Annotated in this window: 14 protein-coding genes and 1 pseudogene; 9 read left to right on the top strand and 6 right to left on the bottom strand. The window is 72.5% G+C overall.

What is annotated here, in order from left to right; translation table 11 throughout:
- Positions 1-156: 156 nt before the first annotated feature.
- The 3 genes from pal to tilS all read left to right on the top strand — a co-directional run bounded on the left by pal (position 157) and on the right by tilS (position 2,995).
- Entirely contained in the window at positions 157-666 is a 510-nt protein-coding gene (pal, locus tag ACFSCV_RS15615; RefSeq protein ID WP_378800492.1) for a peptidoglycan-associated lipoprotein Pal, read from the top strand.
- A gap of 118 nt (positions 667-784) precedes the next feature.
- The gene (gene ybgF / locus ACFSCV_RS15610; protein WP_378800491.1) at positions 785-1,858 is read left to right on the top strand and encodes a tol-pal system protein YbgF; all 1,074 of its coding nucleotides are present in this window, start codon (positions 785-787) and stop codon (positions 1,856-1,858) included.
- Between the two features lie 150 nt (positions 1,859-2,008).
- Positions 2,009-2,995, top strand: a complete 987-nt coding sequence (gene tilS, locus ACFSCV_RS15605; RefSeq protein WP_378800490.1) for a tRNA lysidine(34) synthetase TilS — start codon at positions 2,009-2,011, stop codon at positions 2,993-2,995.
- Between the two features lie 151 nt (positions 2,996-3,146).
- Here the strand turns inward: tilS and hisS are convergent, their stop codons facing one another.
- On the bottom strand, positions 3,147-4,721 hold the full coding sequence (gene hisS, locus ACFSCV_RS15600) for a histidine--tRNA ligase (protein ID WP_378800489.1): 1,575 nt from the start codon (positions 4,719-4,721) through the stop codon (positions 3,147-3,149).
- A gap of 214 nt (positions 4,722-4,935) precedes the next feature.
- Between hisS and ACFSCV_RS15595 the strand changes: the two genes are divergently transcribed.
- Together ACFSCV_RS15595 and ACFSCV_RS15590 are read left to right on the top strand one after the other, a co-directional pair.
- A complete protein-coding gene (locus ACFSCV_RS15595) occupies positions 4,936-5,391 on the top strand; it encodes a TadE/TadG family type IV pilus assembly protein (protein ID WP_378800488.1) in 456 nt (151 codons plus the stop codon).
- A gap of 1 nt (position 5,392) precedes the next feature.
- Positions 5,393-7,063, top strand: a complete 1,671-nt coding sequence (locus tag ACFSCV_RS15590) for a TadG family pilus assembly protein (RefSeq protein ID WP_378800487.1) — start codon at positions 5,393-5,395, stop codon at positions 7,061-7,063.
- 6 nt (positions 7,064-7,069) lie between these two features.
- Here ACFSCV_RS15590 and ACFSCV_RS15585 read toward each other — a convergent pair whose 3' ends face one another.
- The 3 genes from ACFSCV_RS15585 to ACFSCV_RS15575 form a co-directional block, all read right to left on the bottom strand.
- Positions 7,070-8,191: a TIGR03364 family FAD-dependent oxidoreductase gene (locus tag ACFSCV_RS15585; RefSeq protein ID WP_378800486.1), complete on the bottom strand. Its 1,122-nt coding sequence runs from the start codon at positions 8,189-8,191 to the stop codon at positions 7,070-7,072.
- A 90-nt stretch (positions 8,192-8,281) separates the two neighbouring features.
- The gene (locus ACFSCV_RS15580; protein ID WP_378800485.1) at positions 8,282-9,661 is read right to left on the bottom strand and encodes a sigma-54-dependent transcriptional regulator; all 1,380 of its coding nucleotides are present in this window, start codon (positions 9,659-9,661) and stop codon (positions 8,282-8,284) included.
- A 118-nt stretch (positions 9,662-9,779) separates the two neighbouring features.
- Positions 9,780-9,986, bottom strand: coding sequence for a heavy-metal-associated domain-containing protein (locus tag ACFSCV_RS15575; protein ID WP_378800484.1), 207 nt, complete (start codon positions 9,984-9,986; stop codon positions 9,780-9,782).
- 138 nt (positions 9,987-10,124) lie between these two features.
- On the opposite strand from ACFSCV_RS15575, the gene ACFSCV_RS15570 reads away from it, so the two are divergent.
- Entirely contained in the window at positions 10,125-11,576 is a 1,452-nt protein-coding gene (locus ACFSCV_RS15570; RefSeq protein WP_378800483.1) for an EAL domain-containing protein, read from the top strand.
- A gap of 32 nt (positions 11,577-11,608) precedes the next feature.
- A complete protein-coding gene (locus tag ACFSCV_RS15565; protein ID WP_378800482.1) occupies positions 11,609-12,481 on the top strand; it encodes a TIGR01459 family HAD-type hydrolase in 873 nt (290 codons plus the stop codon).
- A gap of 34 nt (positions 12,482-12,515) precedes the next feature.
- Here the strand turns inward: ACFSCV_RS15565 and purD are convergent, their stop codons facing one another.
- Together purD and ACFSCV_RS15555 are read right to left on the bottom strand one after the other, a co-directional pair.
- Positions 12,516-13,784 (bottom strand): phosphoribosylamine--glycine ligase, encoded by a 1,269-nt coding sequence (purD, locus tag ACFSCV_RS15560; protein ID WP_378800481.1) that lies wholly within the window; start codon positions 13,782-13,784, stop codon positions 12,516-12,518.
- 171 nt (positions 13,785-13,955) lie between these two features.
- Complete coding sequence (locus ACFSCV_RS15555) at positions 13,956-14,318, bottom strand: cupredoxin domain-containing protein (RefSeq protein ID WP_378800480.1); 363 nt, start codon at positions 14,316-14,318, stop codon at positions 13,956-13,958.
- 336 nt (positions 14,319-14,654) lie between these two features.
- On the opposite strand from ACFSCV_RS15555, the pseudogene xseA reads away from it, so the two are divergent.
- Positions 14,655-16,119 (top strand): annotated as a pseudogene (gene xseA / locus ACFSCV_RS15550) (exodeoxyribonuclease VII large subunit).
- Positions 16,116-16,940: a patatin-like phospholipase family protein gene (locus ACFSCV_RS15545; protein WP_378800479.1), complete on the top strand. Its 825-nt coding sequence runs from the start codon at positions 16,116-16,118 to the stop codon at positions 16,938-16,940. Before xseA ends, ACFSCV_RS15545 begins: the two are co-directional and overlap by 4 nt.
- Positions 16,941-16,944 lie beyond the last annotated feature (4 nt).

Raw genomic sequence — 16,944 nt, 5'->3', positions numbered from 1 at the left:
GCGTCATGTTTCGCCGCGACTGATCGACTTCGGCCGCGCGCGGCGCCCGAAGGCGGTAACGGCTCTTTAAGCCTAACGGAACCTTCGGTTAACCGGGAGGATGCTATGGATCGCTCAACCGAAAGCCACAAGGAGTCATCGGGGATGTTGCGTACCATGCGTTTGGGCGGAAGCGGCAAGGTCGCCGCCGCCATCTGCGCGACGCTGCTGCTTGCGGCCTGCGCGAAGAAGGGCCCGGGCGACGGCCTCGACGGCGCGGGCGGCGGCTATGGCGCGGGCGGCCGCGGCGGCCCTCCCGGCAGCCAGCAGGACTTCGTCGTGAACGTCGGCGATCGCGTGTTCTTCGAGACCGACTCGACCGAGCTCACCTCGACCGCCCGCTCGACGCTGGACAAGCAGGCGCAGTGGCTGTCGCGCTATCCCCGCTACTCCATCCTGATCGAAGGCCACGCCGACGAGCGCGGCACGCGCGAGTACAACTTCGCGCTCGGCGCCCGCCGCAGCCAGGTCACTCGCGACTACCTCGCGGCCCGCGGCGTCTCGGCGTCCCGCGTGCGCACCACGTCCTACGGCAAGGAGCGTCCGGTCGCGGTGTGCGACGACATCTCCTGCTGGTCGCAGAACCGCCGCGCCGTCACCGCGCTGCAGGGTTCCGCCGGCTACTGACGCACGTCTTTCCGCCGGCGGGCCTCTTGCGCCCGCCGGCGGAAACAGCCCTAATTCAGCCGAACTCGCGACGTAAGCGGCTCTTATCGCTCACATCCGGCTGGGAACGTCCGCCCCCATGCACATCGCTCCGCGCTTCCCGCTCGTCCGACGTTTCGCGCTCGGCGCCGCGCTCGCATGCGCTCCCATGACCGCGGCGCTCGCCTTCGACGGCGAGACGGCCGAGGAGCGCGGCGGGATCGAGCGCCGCGTCGACGGGCTTGAGCGCAGCCTCGCCTTCTTCGGCGGCGCGCGCGAGGAGCGTCCGTCCTCGAACGTGCAGCAGGCGCAGTCGTCGATGGCGGACATCGCGGTGCGGCTCGACCGGCTGGAGAACCAGATGCGCCAGCTCAATGGCCGCATCGAGGAGCTGCAGTTCCAGATCAAGCGCGGCGAGGAGACCCAGAAGCGGTTCCAGAGCGACGCCGAGTTCCGGTTCCAGGACCTCGAGAGCGGCAAGGGCGGCGGCGGAGCGGCGAAGCCCGGCCGCCGCGGCGACGCCGGCCCGTCGGCCCCCGGCGGGGCAGGCGGGGGCGCGACCGCAGGCTCGGCTGGCCCGGCGCCGGGTCCGTCCAACCTCGGCTCCGCGCCCTCCAATCTTGGCGCGCCGCGCGACTCGATTGGCGGCCTGATCGATGACGGCGCGGGCGACGATCCCAGCGGGCCGATGCGCATCACCCCGCCCGGCGCCGCGCCCGACCGTACGGCGACCGGCCCCACCGGGGCGCTGCCGCCGCGCGGCGCGTCGCAGGGGCAGGGCGGCGGCATGTCGGTCGGCACCGGCGACCCGCGCGACCAGTTCGACATGGGCGTCGGCTTCATGCAGCGCCGCGACTACGAGCTCGCCGAGCAGACCTTCCGCGAGTTCCTGCGCGCGAACCCGAACGACCCGAAGGCGGCGGAAGCGCGCTACTGGCTGGGCGAGAGCCTCTACCAGCGCCGGCAGTACACCGACGCCGCCGACAGCTTCTACAAGATCTATGTCGACGCGCCGCAGTCGGCCAAGGCGCCGGAGAGCATGCTGAAGCTCGGCATGTCACTGAACGGCATGGGCAAGAAGGAAGAGGCCTGCGCCACCATCGCCGAGGCGGGCAAGAAGTACAGCCGCATCCGCTCGCAGAGCGACCGCGAGTTCAAGCGCATCGCCTGCTGACCTTCCGCACGCCTGCCTGACGCGCAGGTCCTGCGCCAGAACGCGGGCATGACTGCGTTCTGGCGTCCGCGCGTCCCGTGACGAACGGGGGCTGACGCGGCGCTCGGGCTGGGGTCATCTGGCGCGACGCTTGTCTGCAACCGGCGGCACATGACCGACGCGACCTCAGCCCTGACGCCGTCCGAATGCGACGCGCTGTTCGACCTGCGCTTCGCCGGCGTGGGCCACGTCGTGCTGGCGGTGTCGGGCGGGGCGGATTCGGTCGCGATGCTGGTTCTGGCCGCGGAGTGGCGCGAGCGGCGCAAGGAGGGTCCCGAGCTTTCCGTCGCGACCGTGGCGCACGCCCTGCGCCCGGAGGCCGACGGCGAGGTCGCCGCCGTGGCGCGGCTTTGCGCCGAACGCGGGCTGCCGCATGCGCGGCTCGCCGGCGCGATCCCGCCCGGAGCGGGCGTCGAGGCGCGGGCGCGCGACACCCGCTACGCCGCACTGCTGGCGCACGCCTCAGAGGTCGGGGCGGATGCGATCGCCACCGCCCACACCCGCGACGACCAGGCCGAGACGGTGCTGATGAGGCTTGGCGCCGGAAGCGGCCCGGCCGGCCTCGCCGCCATGCGTCCGCGCGCGGAACGGGGCTGGATCGCGCATCTGCGCCCGCTGCTTGAATCGCCCAAGGCGCGGCTGGTCGCGAGTCTGCAGGAGCGCAGGATCGGCTGGGCCGAGGACGCGATGAACGCCGACCCGGCCTACCTGCGGGCGCGGCTTCGCGGGGCGCGCGACGTGCTGGAGCGGGAAGGCCTGACCGCGGCCCGGCTCGGCGCGCTCGCGGCCCGGATGGCGCGGGTCGAGGACGCACTGGAGGCCGCGGTCGACGCCGCGGCGGCGGAGCATTTCGTACGGGAGGAGGACGGCGCGCGCCTCGGGCCGGGCTGGGCGGGGCTCGCGGACGAAATCCGCCTGCGCCTGCTCGCTCGCGCGATCGCCGCGGCGGGCGACGGGCCGATCCGCCTCGACCGGCTGGAGCGCTTGTTTGCGCGGATCGCGGCCGAGCCACGCGGGGCGGCGACGCTCGCCGGCGCCAAGGCGGCGTGGGATTCGCGCGGCGTCCGGACCACGCCCGCCCCGCCGCGGCGGGGTTGACGCGTGAGAAGCGTCATGCCCGGCGAAGCCGGGTATCCACGACTTTCTGATGCGCTGAAGCTCGACGCCGAAGTCGTGGATACCCGCGAAGGCGCGGGCATGACGGCGATTGTGGGCCTGACGCCCGGGAAATGCTGCGACCGCGCCGTCGTCAGATATGCCGGCTCAGGATCGCCTTCACTTCCTCGACCAGCCGGGCTTCCGGCACGGTGACCTGGGCGGGGCGGCTTTCAGTCCACTCGGCGCGGTCGGAGATCGCGGCGGCGGCTTTCGCGCCCTCGATCAGGTCCTTGAGCGTGACCTCGCCCTTCTCGCGCTCGTCCGAGCCCTGGATCACCACGACCGGCGCCTTGCGGCGGTCGGCGTATTTCATCTGCGCCTTCATGCCGGACGAGCCGAGATAGACCTCGGCTGCGACGCCCTCAGCCCGCAGCCGCGCCGCGAGCGCCATCGAGTCGCCGATCCGATCGCGGTCGAGCGCGAGCACAACCACGGGCCCGGCGGCCTTCGCCGCCTCGTCCGGACCTTTCAGCGCCGCGAGCGCCGCCTGCAGCCGCGACACGCCGATGGAGAAGCCGGTGGCGGGAACGTCCTCGGCCATGAAGCGGCCGACCAGCCCGTCATAGCGCCCGCCGCCGCCGACCGAGCCGAAGCGGATCGGCTGGCCGGCGTCGTCGGCGATCTCGAAGGTCAGCTCGGCCTCGAACACCGGTCCGGTGTAGTATTCAAGCCCGCGCACGACAGAGGGGTCGATGCGGATGCGCCGAGTGCCATAGCCGGCTTCGTCAAATAGCCGCGCCATAGCCATTAGTTCGACATACGCCGCTTGGCCGCTCGGTGTTCCGACGAGCAGGTCCCTTTTTGCTGCGATGGCATTCTCGTTGCTGAGGTACCATTGCAATCCATCTATATTTTTAGTGGTGCCATCGGCCAATTCCGTTTGGCTAGTCTCACTTGCTGGCTTCCAGTGCGCGATGTCCAAGGGCCAGATGGTGTGCAGCACATGCTGGGCCTGCTCGTCGTCCAGCCCTGCGCCCTTCGTAAAGTCCCCGCTCTCGTCCTTGCGGCCCGCGCCGAGAAGCGCGCGCACGCCCTCTGGCCCCAGCCGGTCGAGCTTGTCGATCGCGCGCAGCACGGTCAGCCGGCGGCCGGCGTTCTCCTCGCCGCCGAGGCCGATCGCCTCCATTACGCCGTCCAGAATCTTGCGGTTGTTGACCTTGATCACGTAGTCGCCGCGCCTGACGCCGACCGCCTCCAGCGCGTCCGCCATCATCATGCACATCTCGGCGTCGGCCGAGACGGAGGCGGCGCCGACGATGTCGGCGTCGAACTGCAGGAACTGGCGGAAGCGGCCGGGGCCGGGCTTCTCGTTGCGGAACACCGGGCCGAAACGATAGCTGCGGTAGGGCTTCGCGAGCTTCTGGAAGTTCTCCGCCACGTGGCGGGCGAGCGGCGCCGTCAGGTCGTAGCGCAGCGACAGCCACTGGTCGTCGTCGTCCTTCAGCGAGAACACGCCGGCGTTCGGGCGGTCCTGATCGGGCAGGAACTTGCCGAGCGCGTCGGTGTACTCGAGGAACGGCGTCTCGACCTCGTCGAAGCCCCAGAGCTCGTAGACCTTGCGGATCTTCTCGACCATGGACCGGGTCGCGGCGAGCTCGGCCGCGCCGCGGTCGGCGAAGCCGCGCGGCGTGCGGGGGGCTGTGAGGTCGGTGCGGCGGGCGGTCATGGGCGTTCAGGCGGTCCGGGCTTGCGGGAGTGCGGGCTCCCTACCGCACCGGGCGCGGCGCGGCAATCTCGGGCGCCGGCGGCCCGCCGCGGGCGGCTCCCGAAAATATCGATAACGGTTTTCGTTACCACTCCGGCGCGCCTGTCTCGTTAGCGACCGGGCGCGCGCAATGGGTGTGCGCGCGTTCCTGCGCGCCTCCCCATGGATGCGCACCGTGCCCGTCGCTCGTCCGTACCGTCCCAAGGCCTGCTCCCTGCAAGCGCGGCTGCGCGACGCCAGCGGCGCCACGGCGGTGGAGTTCGCTCTGCTCGCGCCGGTGCTTCTGATGATGATCGCCGGCGTCGTCGCCTACGGGCTCTATTTCGGCCTCGCGAACAGCGTGCAGCAGCTGGCGGCTGACGCCGCCCGGGCCTCCGTCGGCGGGCTCTCCGACGCCGAGCGCGCCCAGCTCGCGAGCGACCGGGTCGCGGCCTCCGCCGGCAGTTACGTTCTGCTCGATCCGGCGCGGGCGACGGTCTCCGCCCGGCCGTCGCCGGCCAACGCCGACCTGTTCGAGGTGCAGGTCGCCTACGACGCCTCCGCGCTCGCGATCTGGAGTTTCGGCGGCCTGCTGCCGCTGCCGACGAAGACGATCGTGCGCTCGGCCTCGATCCAACGCGGGGGCTATTGAGATGCTCGCCCTCGCGCGGCGCTTCCGGCGCGACGAGGGCGGGGCGGTCGCCGTGCTCGTTGCCGCGCTCTGCCTCTGCGCCGCGGGCCTGCTCGCGGTGAGCATCGACGCCTCCAGCATCTATCTCGACCGCAGGAAGGCGCAGAGCGCGGTGGATCTCGCAGCCCTCGCGGCCGCGGGCGATCTCGCCAACGCCGAGCGCGCGGCCCGAGCGACGCTCGCCGCCAACGGGTTCGCCGAGCCGCGGGAGTTCCGCCTCACGCTCGGCCAGTACACGCCCGATCCGAGGACCGCGTCCGGCGGCCGGTTCAGGGCCGGGACGACGCCCTACAACGCGGCGAAGGTGGAGATCGGCGTCGACTCCTCCTTCTACTTCGCAAAAGCGTTCCTGCCGCAGAACAGTCTCGTGGTGCGCGCCGCGGGCGTGGCCGCCAACACCCAGGTCGCCTCGTTCTCGATCGGCTCGCGTCTCGCCTCGCTCAACGGCGGGGTCGTCAACGCCCTGCTGTCGAAGCTGCTCGGCGGTTCGGTCTCGCTCAGCGTGATGGACTACAATGCGCTCGCCTCCGCGAAAGTGGAGATCACGCCGCTGCTGACCGCGCTCGGCGTCCGCGTCAACGCCACAGCGGGAACCTACGGCGACGTGCTTTCGGCGCGGGTCCGGGCGACCGACCTGATCTCGGCCATGGCCGACGTGGCGCAGGGCTCGTCGTCGGTCTCGGCGACGCTGCGCCGGGTCGCGGCGACCGCCGACGTCACCAGGCTCGTCGATATGACGAAACTCATCAGCCTCGGCGACTACGCCCGGCTCGCCCTCGGCGACACGACCTCCGCACTGTCGGCGGGGGTGTCCGCGCTCGACCTGCTCAACGTCGCCGCCCAGGCGGCGAACGGCGCGAACCAGATCGCGCTCGATCTCGGCGCGCAGGTTCCGGGCCTCATCGGCCTGACCGCGACGATCGACATCGGCGAGCGGCCGCAGAACTCGCCGTGGCTCGCGATCGGGAGCGCGGGGACCGTCGTGCGCACCGCCCAGACACGGCTGCGGCTCGCGGCCCAGGTCGGCGGCGCGGGCGCGCTGCTGGGCCGGGTGATCTACCTACCGATCGCGGTCGACCTCGCGGCGGCCGAGGCGCGTATCTCGGCGATCTCCTGCGGGCGGCAGCCCCGGCTCGACGGCCGCGTCACGGTGCAGGCCACGCCGGCCGTGACGGAGCTGTGGGTTGGCGAGCCCGCCAGCGCCTCCGCCTGGTCGGGCTTCACGACCAATCCGCAGATGAACCCGGCTACGCTGCTGAACGTGCTCGGTCTGGTGCGAGCGACGGCCGAGGCGCACGTGGCGGCGACCAACGTCGCGCCGACGCCGCTCGTCTTCTCCTATGACGACATCGCGGCCGGGACGATGAAGTCGGTGAAGACCACCAACGCGGCGCAGACCACGCTCGCCACGTTGGTCGGCGGCCTCAAGGTCAACGTGACCGTGCTCGGCATTCTCGGGTTGGGCCTCACCGGCGACGCGCTCGAGTCGCTGTTGAAGCTCACCCTCGCGCCGGTCGGCGCGCTGATCGACCCCGTGCTGAACACGCTGCTCCAGACGCTCGGACTGGCGGTCGGCGAGGCCGACGTCACCGTCCGCGGCCTGCGCTGCGACGGCTCGGCGCTGGTGGGCTGAAGCTTATCAGCCGAACAGATCGGCGATCGTCTCTTCGCCGAGCGCGAAGGCGGCGCTCGCGCCGGCGCCGGAGGCGGCGAGCGCCACGCGCACGTTGGGGGCCGGGGCGTCCAGCAGCACGGGCCGCTCGGCCGAGAAGGCGTAGGTTCCTGTCCAGCGGGAGACGACCTGCTTCGGCCGCTTGCCGACCACGGCGGCGAGCTCGTCGAGGATCAGGTCGTCGATGGACTGGGGCTGGAACGGATCGGGCGTCGGATCGAAGGCGCGGCTGGCGCCGACAACGAGCGAGCCGTCCGCCGACTGCGCCGCGACCAGCGCGACGCCATGGGCGATATGCTCGGGCTGCTCCGCCTCGAGCCGGGCGACGAGCGCATCGGTCTCGGGCAGGTCGGCGAAGCCCGGAAGCCGCGGCAGGCTCAGGTCGGACGCGACCACGCCCGGCGCTTCGAAGCCGTCGTCGTAGCGCACGCGCAGCATGTGCGCCTTGGCGCGCGTCAGGCTCTGGCCCGCAAGGCGATCGGCGTAGAGCGTGCGGAAGTCGTCGCCGGCGCAGACCACGGTCGCCCCGGCCTCGACCGCCCCGCGCGAGGTCGCGAGACGCTCGCCCTCGATCGCCGTGACCGCGGTCTCCCAGCGGAAGGCGACGCCGTGCGCCTCCGCCAGCCACGCCGCGATCCTGGCCATGGCGGGCCGCGCCTCCACCCGGAGTTCGTGCGGGCTCCAGAACACGCCGGTCATGTCGCCCTTGAACTCGGGAAACAGCGCGCGGGCCTGTTCCGCCGGGTAGAACTGACAGCCCTCGGCCATGTCGGTCGCGAGGAAGGACTGCAGCACGGCCGCGGATTCGGGCCGACGGGCCACGATCGCGAGGCCCTCCTGCTCGACGCGCACGGCGGCCTTGGCGGCGACCTCGGCCCAGATGTCGCGCGAGCGCCGGGCGCGGCGCCAGCCGGCGCCGGCGGGCTGGCCGGTCACGCTGACGACGCCCGGCATGCGCGCGGAGGCGCCGTTCGCGCGCGCCTCGCGGTCGAACACGACGACGCGGCGGCCGCTGCGCGCGGCGGCGAGCGCGTGCGCGAGGCCGAGAACGCCGCCTCCGACGACGGCGAGATCGAAATGGTCCGACATATCCGGGACATCCGTTGAACGGCGGGACGCTGACGCCATCCCGGCCGCACAGTCAATACGGAGCCCGCGTCCGGCTGGAGATCCCGGCCGTCAGGCGGTCGCGCCGTCCGCCCAGCGTTCCCGCTTGCGGTAGATCGTGGAGGGGCTGATCTCGAGCGCGGCCGCGGCGCGGGCGAGGTTGCCGCCGCAGGCCGCGAGCGCCGCCTCGATGATGCGGCGCTCCTGCACGTGGAAGGGCTCGATCGCGTCCGGCGCTCCCGGCCCCGCGGCGACGTTCCGCCCCGCGTTCGCGCGGAGCTCGCGCGGCAGCATGGCGAGCGTCACCTCCTCGCCGTCGTCCATGACGATGGCGCGACGGATCACGTTCTGCAGCTCGCGCACGTTGCCCGGCCAGTCATGCGCCCGGAGCAGGGCCATCGCGTCGGGCGCGAAGCGCGTGAAGCGGCGGCCTTCCTCCGCGGCGAAGCGCCGGAGGAAGGCGAGCGCCAATGTCTCCAGGTCCTCGCCGCGCTCGCGCAGCGCCGGCAGCCGGATCGGCAGCACGTGCAGGCGATAGAACAGGTCCTGCCGGAAGCGCCCGGCGGCGACCTCGGCGAGCGGGTCGCGATGGGTGGCGCAGACGATGCGTATGTCGGCGCGGCGGGCCTGGGTGTCGCCGACGCGGCGGAACTCGCCGGTCTGCAGGAAGCGCAGCAGCTTGGCCTGCAGCGCGAGCTCCATCTCGCCGATCTCGTCGAGGAACAGCGTGCCGCCGGCGGCGGCCTCGGCTGCGCCGACGCGGTCCTCGGCGGCGCCGGTGAAGGCGCCGCGCACATGGCCGAAGATCTCGCTCTCCATCAGCTCGCGGGGGATGGCGCCGCAGTTGAGCGCGAGGAACGGTTTGCCCGCGCGCCCTGAGCGGGCGTGGAGCGCCTCCGCGCAGAGCTCCTTGCCGGAACCGCTCTCGCCGGTGATGAACACCGGCGCGCGCGACGGCGCGATGCGGGCGATCTCCTCATAGACCCGGCGCATCGGCTCGGAGGCGCCGACGAAGCCGGAGAAATCCTCGGGCTCGGGCGCGGGGGGCGCAGCGCGCGCGGCGCGCTCGGAGAAGCGCGGCGTCAGGCGGCGGGCGAGGGAGTCCGGCGAATAGGGCTTCAGCACGAAATCGACCGCGCCGCGCCGCATCGCCTCGACCGCCAGCCCGACGGAGCCGGAGCCGCTGGTGGCGACCACGGTCAGGCCTTCGCCGACGAAGCGCTCGATCAGCGCGAGCGCCGCGCGGTCCGGCGCGTCCACGACCGCGATCTCGGCGGCGCGGGCGATGGCGCCGCTCGCTTCCGCCGGCCCAAGCGCCGCGGTGACTTCGCCACCGGCGGTTGCGACGGCGACCGTCGCGACACGCAGCGCGGCCGGGTCCGCGTCGACGATCAGGACGTGCGTCCGCGCGTCAGCCGCTCGGCGAACCTCCGACGTGTGCGCCTGCGCCATCGATCCTCTCGGAAACCTCTGCTCGCGGCCGGCGGCGCCGGACGCGAGCCCAAGGTCGCCGAACAGGGTAAATGAAAGGTGAGCGGGCGTTCGACCGCCGCGGCCGCCGGGGCGATCCTCAGCCCGTGACGGCGGGCGCCGCGTCGTAGCCGGCGTCGCGCACCGCGGCCGCGGCCTCCTCGGCCGTTAGCTTGGTGTCGGCCGAAACGCGGCCGGCAATGCGGTTCACCACCACGACGGCGTCGGCGTCGCGGGCGGCGATCGCGTTCTGGACGGCCTTGGAGCAGCCGTCGCAGGTCATTCCTTCGACGTCGAGCACGATCATCCGGATTTCCTCACGTTGGTTTTTTGCCGCGGTCGCGGATTTTCATATGGGAAGGCGCGGTTCAGCGCGCGAGGACATTGGCCTGTGATTCGCGAATCTGAAATGATTCCGTCTCGCGCGCCCCACGGAAGCACCCGGATGCCCAAGCCTGCCGTTTTCTTCGTCGCCTTCGCGATGGCGGTGACGGCGGCGTGCGTCGGCGTGATCGCGCGCTACGGCCTCGGGCTTGGCGGCGCGGAAAGCGCGCTCGCGGCGCTGTCGGCGCTGGCGCTGATGGCCTTCGCGCACATGGCCTTCGTGCGGCCGCCCGGACTGGACGAGAGCCGGCTCGAAGATCTCGATCGGCTGGCGACGCAGCTCCAGAGCCGCGTCGAGACGCTCGACGTCCGGATCTCGACGCTGGACGCGGCGGTGCAGGAGCGCGCCCGCGCCGCCGCCCGCCCGCTGATGGAGGAGATCGCGGCGCTCGGCGGGCTGGTGACGTCGGTCGCGAAGGAGGTGGCGGCGCACGAGCTGACGCTGAACCGCGTCCATCTCCGCCTCGACGCCATTTCCGAACCGGTCGTGGCGGCCCCGGCGCCTCCGCCCCCCGTCGCGACCGAGCCGCCTCCCGTCCGGGAGCCCGAGCGCGCGCCCGAGCCGCCGGCTCCCCGCGCGGCTCCACGCCGCCGCGCCGCCGCACGCGCGACGCCCGCGGCCCCGAAGCCGCAGGCGCCCGAGGCGTTCGATCCGCTCGACGCCGAGCATGGCGCCGAGGAGCCGGACGGGCCGGTCGACCGCGGCGTCGCCGCCCGCGTCGAGCTCGCGCTGCGCGACGACCGGATCGACTTCTACCTCCAGCCGGTGGTCGCGCTGCCGAACCGCCGCACGCTGCATTACGAGGGGCTGTCGCGCCTGCGCGAGCCGGACGGCATCGCCCTGCCGGAGGAGTTCCTGGCCGTCGCGGCTGCCGAAGGCCGGCTCGGCGAGATCGACCGCCGCGCCATCGCTCGCGGCGCGCGGGTCGCGGCGCGGCTGATTGCGAGCGGGCGGACCGTCGGCGTGTTCGTCAACATCGCCGCGAGCACGCTCGGCGACGAGGGCGCCGTCAGCGAGCTGATCGACATCGCGGAGCGGACGCCGGAGGTCGCGCGCGCGCTGACGCTCGAGCTGACGCAGGAGGCGTTCGAGGGACTGGACCAGGCCGGGCGCGAGACCCGCAAGGCGCTGAGCGAGCGCGGCTGGCGGTTCTCGATCGACCAGGCGACCGATCTCAGGATCGAGCCGCGCGATCTCGCCCGCCGCGGCGTGCGCTTCGTCAAGGTTCCGGCCGCGGCGCTGCTCGACCCCGAGGCCGCGCGCGGCCTGGCGATCCACCCGTCCGACCTGTCCAGCCTGCTGCTTCGCCACGGCGTCGACCTGATCGCCACCCATGTGGAGGAGGAGCGCGAGGTGCCGGAGCTGCTCGACCACGAGGTCAGGGCCGCGCAGGGGCATCTGTTCGGCGTGCCGCGCCCGGTGCGCGAGGACCCGCCGGCGGCGCCCGAGCCGGCACGCGCCGAGAGCCAGCCGCGCCGGTTCCAGCCGCGGCCGTTCGTGCGCCGCGCTTGACGGGGCTGCGGCCCGGGCTTAGCCGGGCCCTCATGTCCGATGCTTTTTCCGAATCCCCGGTGTTCGCCCGGTTCGCGCCGCTCGCCTCGGCCTATGACGTCGCGCTCTGCGACGTCTGGGGCGTGCTGCATGACGGCCTCACCGCCCACGCCGCCGCAAGCGACGCGCTGACCCGCTTCCGCGCCGGAGGAGGCGCCGTGGTGCTGGTCTCCAACGCGCCGCGCCCCTCCGACTGGGTGGTGTCCCATCTCGACGGCTACGGCGTGCCGCGCAGCGCCTGGGACGCGGTCATCACCTCCGGCGACGTCACGCGCCACATGCTGGCCGAGCGTGGCGTCTCGCGGGTCCATCACATCGGGCCGGACCGCGACGTGCCGCTGTTCGGCGACGAACGCATCGAGCGCGTCGCTGCCGAGGAGGCGCCGGTCGCGGTCGTCACCGGCCTCGTCCATGACGACGTCGAGGTCCCCGAGGACTACCGCCCGAGGCTCGAGGCGCTGAAGGCGCGCGGCACGCCGCTGATCTGCGCGAACCCCGACCTTGTGGTGCAGATCGGCGACCAACTGCTGTGGTGCGCCGGCTCGATCGCCGACATGTATCGCGACATGGGCGGCGAGACCCATTACGCCGGCAAGCCCTACGCGCCGATCTATGACGCCGCGCTCGGCCTCGCCTCCGACATCCTCGAGCGCAACGTCGACCGCGAGCGGGTCATCGCCATCGGCGACGCGGTGCGCACCGACCTCGCCGGCGCGACGGCGGCGGGCCTCGACTGCCTGTTCGTGGCGGACGGCATCCACGCCGAGGAGCTCGGCCGCGGCGCTCCCGACCCCGAGAAGCTCGCCGCGCTGTTCGCCGCCCACGGCTATCACCCTGTCGCGGTGACGCCCCAGCTGACGTGGTGAGCGGGCAGGGTCGTCCGGTCCTGCGGCTTGAGCCTCACCCTTCCTCGGCCTGGGCGGCGGCGCGCCAGCCGATGTCGCGGCGGCAGAAGCCCTCGGGCCAGTCGATCAGGTCAACCGCGGCGTAGGCGTTCATCTGGGCCTCGGCCGCGTCGGCGCCGATGGCGGAGACCGCGAGCACCCGCCCGCCGACGGCCAGCAGGCGATCGCCGTCGCGCGCGGTGCCGGCGTGGTACACGGTGACGCCCGGCCGGGCCGCGGCCTTCGCGATCCCGCGGATCTCCGACCCCTTCTCATAGGCGCCGGGATAGCCCTTCGCCGCCATCACCACGGCGAGCGCGGTCTCGCGGGCGAAACGGGGCTTGCGGGCGGCGAGATCGCCGTCGACCGCCGCGAAGAGCAGGTCGAGCAAGTCGTCCTTCAGGCGCGGCAGCACCACCTGCGCCTCGGGATCGCCGAAGCGCGTGTTGTACTCGACGAGCTTCGGGCCGTCCGAGGTCAGCATCAGCCCGGCGTAGAGGAAGCCGACGAACGGGTCGCCCGCCTCCGCCATGGCCTTCAACGTCGGCCGCACGATGCGCGCCATCGCGTCCTCGGCGAGCGCGGGGCTGAGCGCCGGCGCCGGCGAGTAGGCGCCCATGCCGCCGGTGTTCGGCCCCTCGTCGCCGTCATAGGCGCGCTTGTGGTCCTGCGCGTCGCCGAACAGGAGCGCGGTCGTCCCGTCGCACAGGGCGAACAGGCTCGCCTCCTCGCCCTCCATGAACTCCTCGACCACCGCCTCGGCGCCGTCGCTTTCGAACAGCGCGTCGACGGCCGCGTGCGCGTCGTCCAGCGTCTCGGCCACCACCACGCCCTTGCCGGCGGCGAGGCCGTCGGCCTTCACCACCACGGGCGCGCCGAAGGCGTCGACGGCGGCGTGGGCCGAGGCCGCGTCGCGGCAGTGGCGGAAGCCCGCGGTCGGGATGCCGTGTTCGGCGCACAGCGCCTTGGTGAAGGCCTTGGAGCCTTCGAGCCGGGCGGCGGCCTTGCTCGGGCCGAACGCCTTGATTCCGGCGTCCGCGAGACGGTCGACGACGCCCGCCACGAGCGGCGCCTCGGGGCCGACCACCACGAGGTCGACGGCCTCGGCCTTGGCCAGCGCCACGATCCCGTCGAGGTCGTCGACGGAGACGTCGCGTAGCTCGGCGTGCTCCGCGATGCCTGGGTTTCCCGGCGCGGCGATGAGGCGCGTGAGCCGCGGGCTCTTCGCGAGGCTTGCGGCGAGCGCGTGCTCGCGGCCGCCGGAGCCGAGAAGGAGAACGATCATGGGGCCTCGCGCGGGCGTCGACGTGGTCGGTGTCGCGCCGTTCTAGAGGCTGTCGGGTGCGATGGCCATGGCCCATGCGCGCCCCGCCATGACAAGGCCGCGCTCCCGGTCGCGGCCGACGGCGGGGCGCGCCGCCGGCCGCGAACTGGACCGGTCGCCCGGCCCGTCAGATCACTCGACGATGACCTTGCCCTTCATCATGGGATGCGGCGTGCAGAGGTAGCTATATTCGCCGGCGACGCCGAACTTGACCGTGTAGGTCTCGCCCTTCGACAGCATCTTGCCCTGCGCCTTCGGGTTGCCCTTGGCGGGACCCTGGCGGAAGTGGACGTTGTGGGCGATGTCGTCGTTGTTGGTCCAGGTCACGCTGTCGCCGACCTTGATCTTAATTTCCGGCGTCGCGAAGGACATCCTCTCGATGCTGACGGCGTTGGCGCTCGCGGCGCCGCCTTCGACGATCTCGATCGGCTCTTCGGCGTAGGCGAAGGACACGGGCAGGGCGACGCAGAGCGCGGCCAGCAGGGCGGTACGCATGACGTTCTCCTCGGTTGCGTTGTTCTCGGCGCGCGCTCGATTACGAGTCGATCGCTCCGGGACTTATCGTTCAACAGGCGCGGATGAGGCGGCGGATTGGAATTAGATTAAACAGTATCCCGATGAACGAAGACGTATCCTCGTCTCCGCTGACCTGGCGCGCATGCGCGGAAATTCAAATAAGACAATCATAACACTCACAATGCGCCGTACCGTCGCAGACGAAATTGTGATCGACTTGGATTTAGACGTCTTCGTATTTGCTGCGACGCAGCAATGTCGCGGCGGCGGCGGGTTTTGGGGTATGAGGGACCGGCGCAGTTCGAAGAGAGGCCCATGACCCTGAGCGACGCCGCAGCCGCGCCTACCAACGCCCGTGACGTCACTGTCTCGGAACTGTCCCAGCAGCTCAAGCGCACGGTGGAGGAGACCTTCGGCCATGTGCGCGTGCGCGGCGAGATTTCGGGCTATCGCGGGCCGCATTCCTCGGGCCACGCCTATTTCGCGCTGAAGGACGAGGGCGCCAAGATCGACGCCGTGGTCTGGCGCGGCGCCTTCGGCAAGCTCCGCTTCAAGCCGGAGGAGGGCATGGAGGTGATCGCCTCCGGGCGGCTCACCACCTATCCCGGCAAGTCCGCCTACCAGATCGTGATCGACCATCTGGAGCCGGCCGGAGTCGGCGCGCTGATGGCGTTGTTGGAGGAGCGCAAGCGCAAGCTACGGGCCGAGGGGCTGTTCGACCCGGACCGCAAGCGCCCGCTGCCTTACCTGCCCCAGGTCATCGGCGTCGTCACGTCTCCGACCGGCGCCGTCATCCGCGACATCCTGCATCGCCTCGCCGACCGCTGCCCCTCGCACGTGCTGGTCTGGCCAGTGCGCGTTCAGGGGGAGACGGCCGCGGCGGAGGTCGCGGCGGCGATCCGCGGCTTCAACGCGCTCGCGCCCGGCGGGCCGATCCCGCGGCCCGACGTGCTGATCGTCGCGCGCGGCGGCGGCAGCCTCGAGGACCTCTGGAGCTTCAACGAGGAGATCGTCGTCCGCGCGGCTGCGGAGAGCGGAATCCCGCTGGTCTCGGCCATCGGCCACGAGACCGACGTCACCCTGATCGACCACGCCGCCGACCGGCGCGCGCCGACGCCGACGGCNGGCGCCCGCCGAGATGGTCGCGCCGGTCCGGGCGGAGCTCGTCGCCTATGTGGCCGAGCTCGGGAGCCGGCTGCGCGGCGCGACCTTCCGCGGGCTCGAGGCCAGGCGCACGGAGCTGCGCTCCGCGGCGCGCGCGCTGCCGGCGCTCGGCGCGCTGCTGCAGGCGCCGCGCCAGCGGCTCGACCATGCCGCCGCGCGGCTCGGCCCCGCGCTCGCCGCCAACGCCGGCCGCCACCGCGCCCGGCTCGCGGCGGCCGGCGCCCGGCTGCAGCCCGCGACGCTCTCGAACCGCATCGCGCTCGGCCGCGAGCGCGCGGATGCGCTGAAGGGCCGGCTTTCCCGCGCCTTCGCCACGCTGGAGCAGCGCCGGCGCGACCGGCTCGCCGGAGCGTGGAAGCTGCTCCGGAGCTACAGCCACGCCGGCGTGCTGGAGCGCGGCTATGCGCTGGCGCTGCGCGAGGGGAGCGGCGAGGTCGTGCGCCGCGCGGGCGAGCTTCAGCCCGGCGACGCGCTTCGGCTCGTTTTCGCGGACGGCGAAGTCGGGGCGACGACGTCCGGCGAGGGACCGACCCGGCCTGCGGAGCCCGCGGCGAAGCGGGAGCCGAGGGCGCGGAAGCCCGGGCCGGCCGGGCAGCCCGACCTGTTCGGCGGATGAGCGCGCGCCGCATCGGCCTCGCGCTTGGGGGCGGCGGCGCGCGCGGCCTCGCCCATATCCATGCGCTGCAGGCGTTCGACGATCTCGGCGTCCGTCCGTCCGCGATCGCCGGCACGTCGATCGGCGCGATCTACGGCGCGGCCTACGCCTCCGGCCTGAGCGCCGCGGAGCTGCGCGCCCACACCGCGGCGATGCTCCGGACGCGCGGCGACGTGGTCGGCAAGTTCTGGAAGGCGAGGGTCGGCCGGCTGCCGGACCTGTTCGGCGCGGGCTCGCGCAACCCGGTGCTGCTCGACGCCGAGACGCTGATGGGTCTGTTCCTGCCCGAGGGCGTGGCGGAGACGTTCGAGGAGCTTGCGATCCCGTTCGCGGCGATCGCGACCGACTTCTTCGCCCGCGCCGAGATCGTGTTCCGCGACGGACCGCTCAGGCCGGCGGTCGCGGCGTCAATGGCGATCCCCGGCCTGTTCCGACCGGTCGTCCACCGGGATCGGACTCTGATCGACGGCGCCATGACCAACCCCCTTCCGTTCGACGTGCTGGGCGACGTGGACGCCGTGATCGCGGTCGACGTCACCGGCGGGGCGGTGCTCGACAGACCCCGTCCGCCCAATGCGATGGAGATCGGGCTCGGCTCGGTTCAGATCATGCAGGCGACGATCGTGGCTCTGAAGCTCGAACGCCGCGCGCCGGACGCGGTGATCCGCCCCCATGTGGAGGCGATCACGCTGCTCGATTTCCTGAAGACCTCCGCCGTGCTGCGCGCGACCGAACATGCGCGTGAGGAGACCAAGCGGGCGATCGAGGCGGCGCTGGGCTGAGAAT

Origin of the sequence: Methylopila henanensis (assembly GCF_042681025.1) — a bacterium.
Taxonomy (GTDB): domain Bacteria; phylum Pseudomonadota; class Alphaproteobacteria; order Rhizobiales; family Methylopilaceae; genus Methylopila; species Methylopila henanensis.
The sequence above is the reverse complement of the archived record's forward strand: the minus strand, read 5'-3'. Positions and strand labels throughout refer to the sequence as shown.

Coding starts and splice junctions, on each gene's coding strand:
- pal (WP_378800492.1), top strand. CDS start 157: ATGCGTTTGGGCGGAAGCGGCAAGGTCGCCGCCGCCATCTGCGCGACG.
- ybgF (WP_378800491.1), top strand. CDS start 785: ATGCACATCGCTCCGCGCTTCCCGCTCGTCCGACGTTTCGCGCTCGGC.
- tilS (WP_378800490.1), top strand. CDS start 2,009: ATGACCGACGCGACCTCAGCCCTGACGCCGTCCGAATGCGACGCGCTG.
- hisS (WP_378800489.1), bottom strand. CDS start 4,721: ATGACCGCCCGCCGCACCGACCTCACAGCCCCCCGCACGCCGCGCGGC.
- ACFSCV_RS15590 (WP_378800487.1), top strand. CDS start 5,393: ATGCTCGCCCTCGCGCGGCGCTTCCGGCGCGACGAGGGCGGGGCGGTC.
- ACFSCV_RS15585 (WP_378800486.1), bottom strand. CDS start 8,191: ATGTCGGACCATTTCGATCTCGCCGTCGTCGGAGGCGGCGTTCTCGGC.
- ACFSCV_RS15580 (WP_378800485.1), bottom strand. CDS start 9,661: ATGGCGCAGGCGCACACGTCGGAGGTTCGCCGAGCGGCTGACGCGCGG.
- ACFSCV_RS15575 (WP_378800484.1), bottom strand. CDS start 9,986: ATGATCGTGCTCGACGTCGAAGGAATGACCTGCGACGGCTGCTCCAAG.
- ACFSCV_RS15570 (WP_378800483.1), top strand. CDS start 10,125: ATGCCCAAGCCTGCCGTTTTCTTCGTCGCCTTCGCGATGGCGGTGACG.
- ACFSCV_RS15565 (WP_378800482.1), top strand. CDS start 11,609: ATGTCCGATGCTTTTTCCGAATCCCCGGTGTTCGCCCGGTTCGCGCCG.
- purD (WP_378800481.1), bottom strand. CDS start 13,784: ATGATCGTTCTCCTTCTCGGCTCCGGCGGCCGCGAGCACGCGCTCGCC.
- ACFSCV_RS15555 (WP_378800480.1), bottom strand. CDS start 14,318: ATGCGTACCGCCCTGCTGGCCGCGCTCTGCGTCGCCCTGCCCGTGTCC.
- ACFSCV_RS15545 (WP_378800479.1), top strand. CDS start 16,116: ATGAGCGCGCGCCGCATCGGCCTCGCGCTTGGGGGCGGCGGCGCGCGC.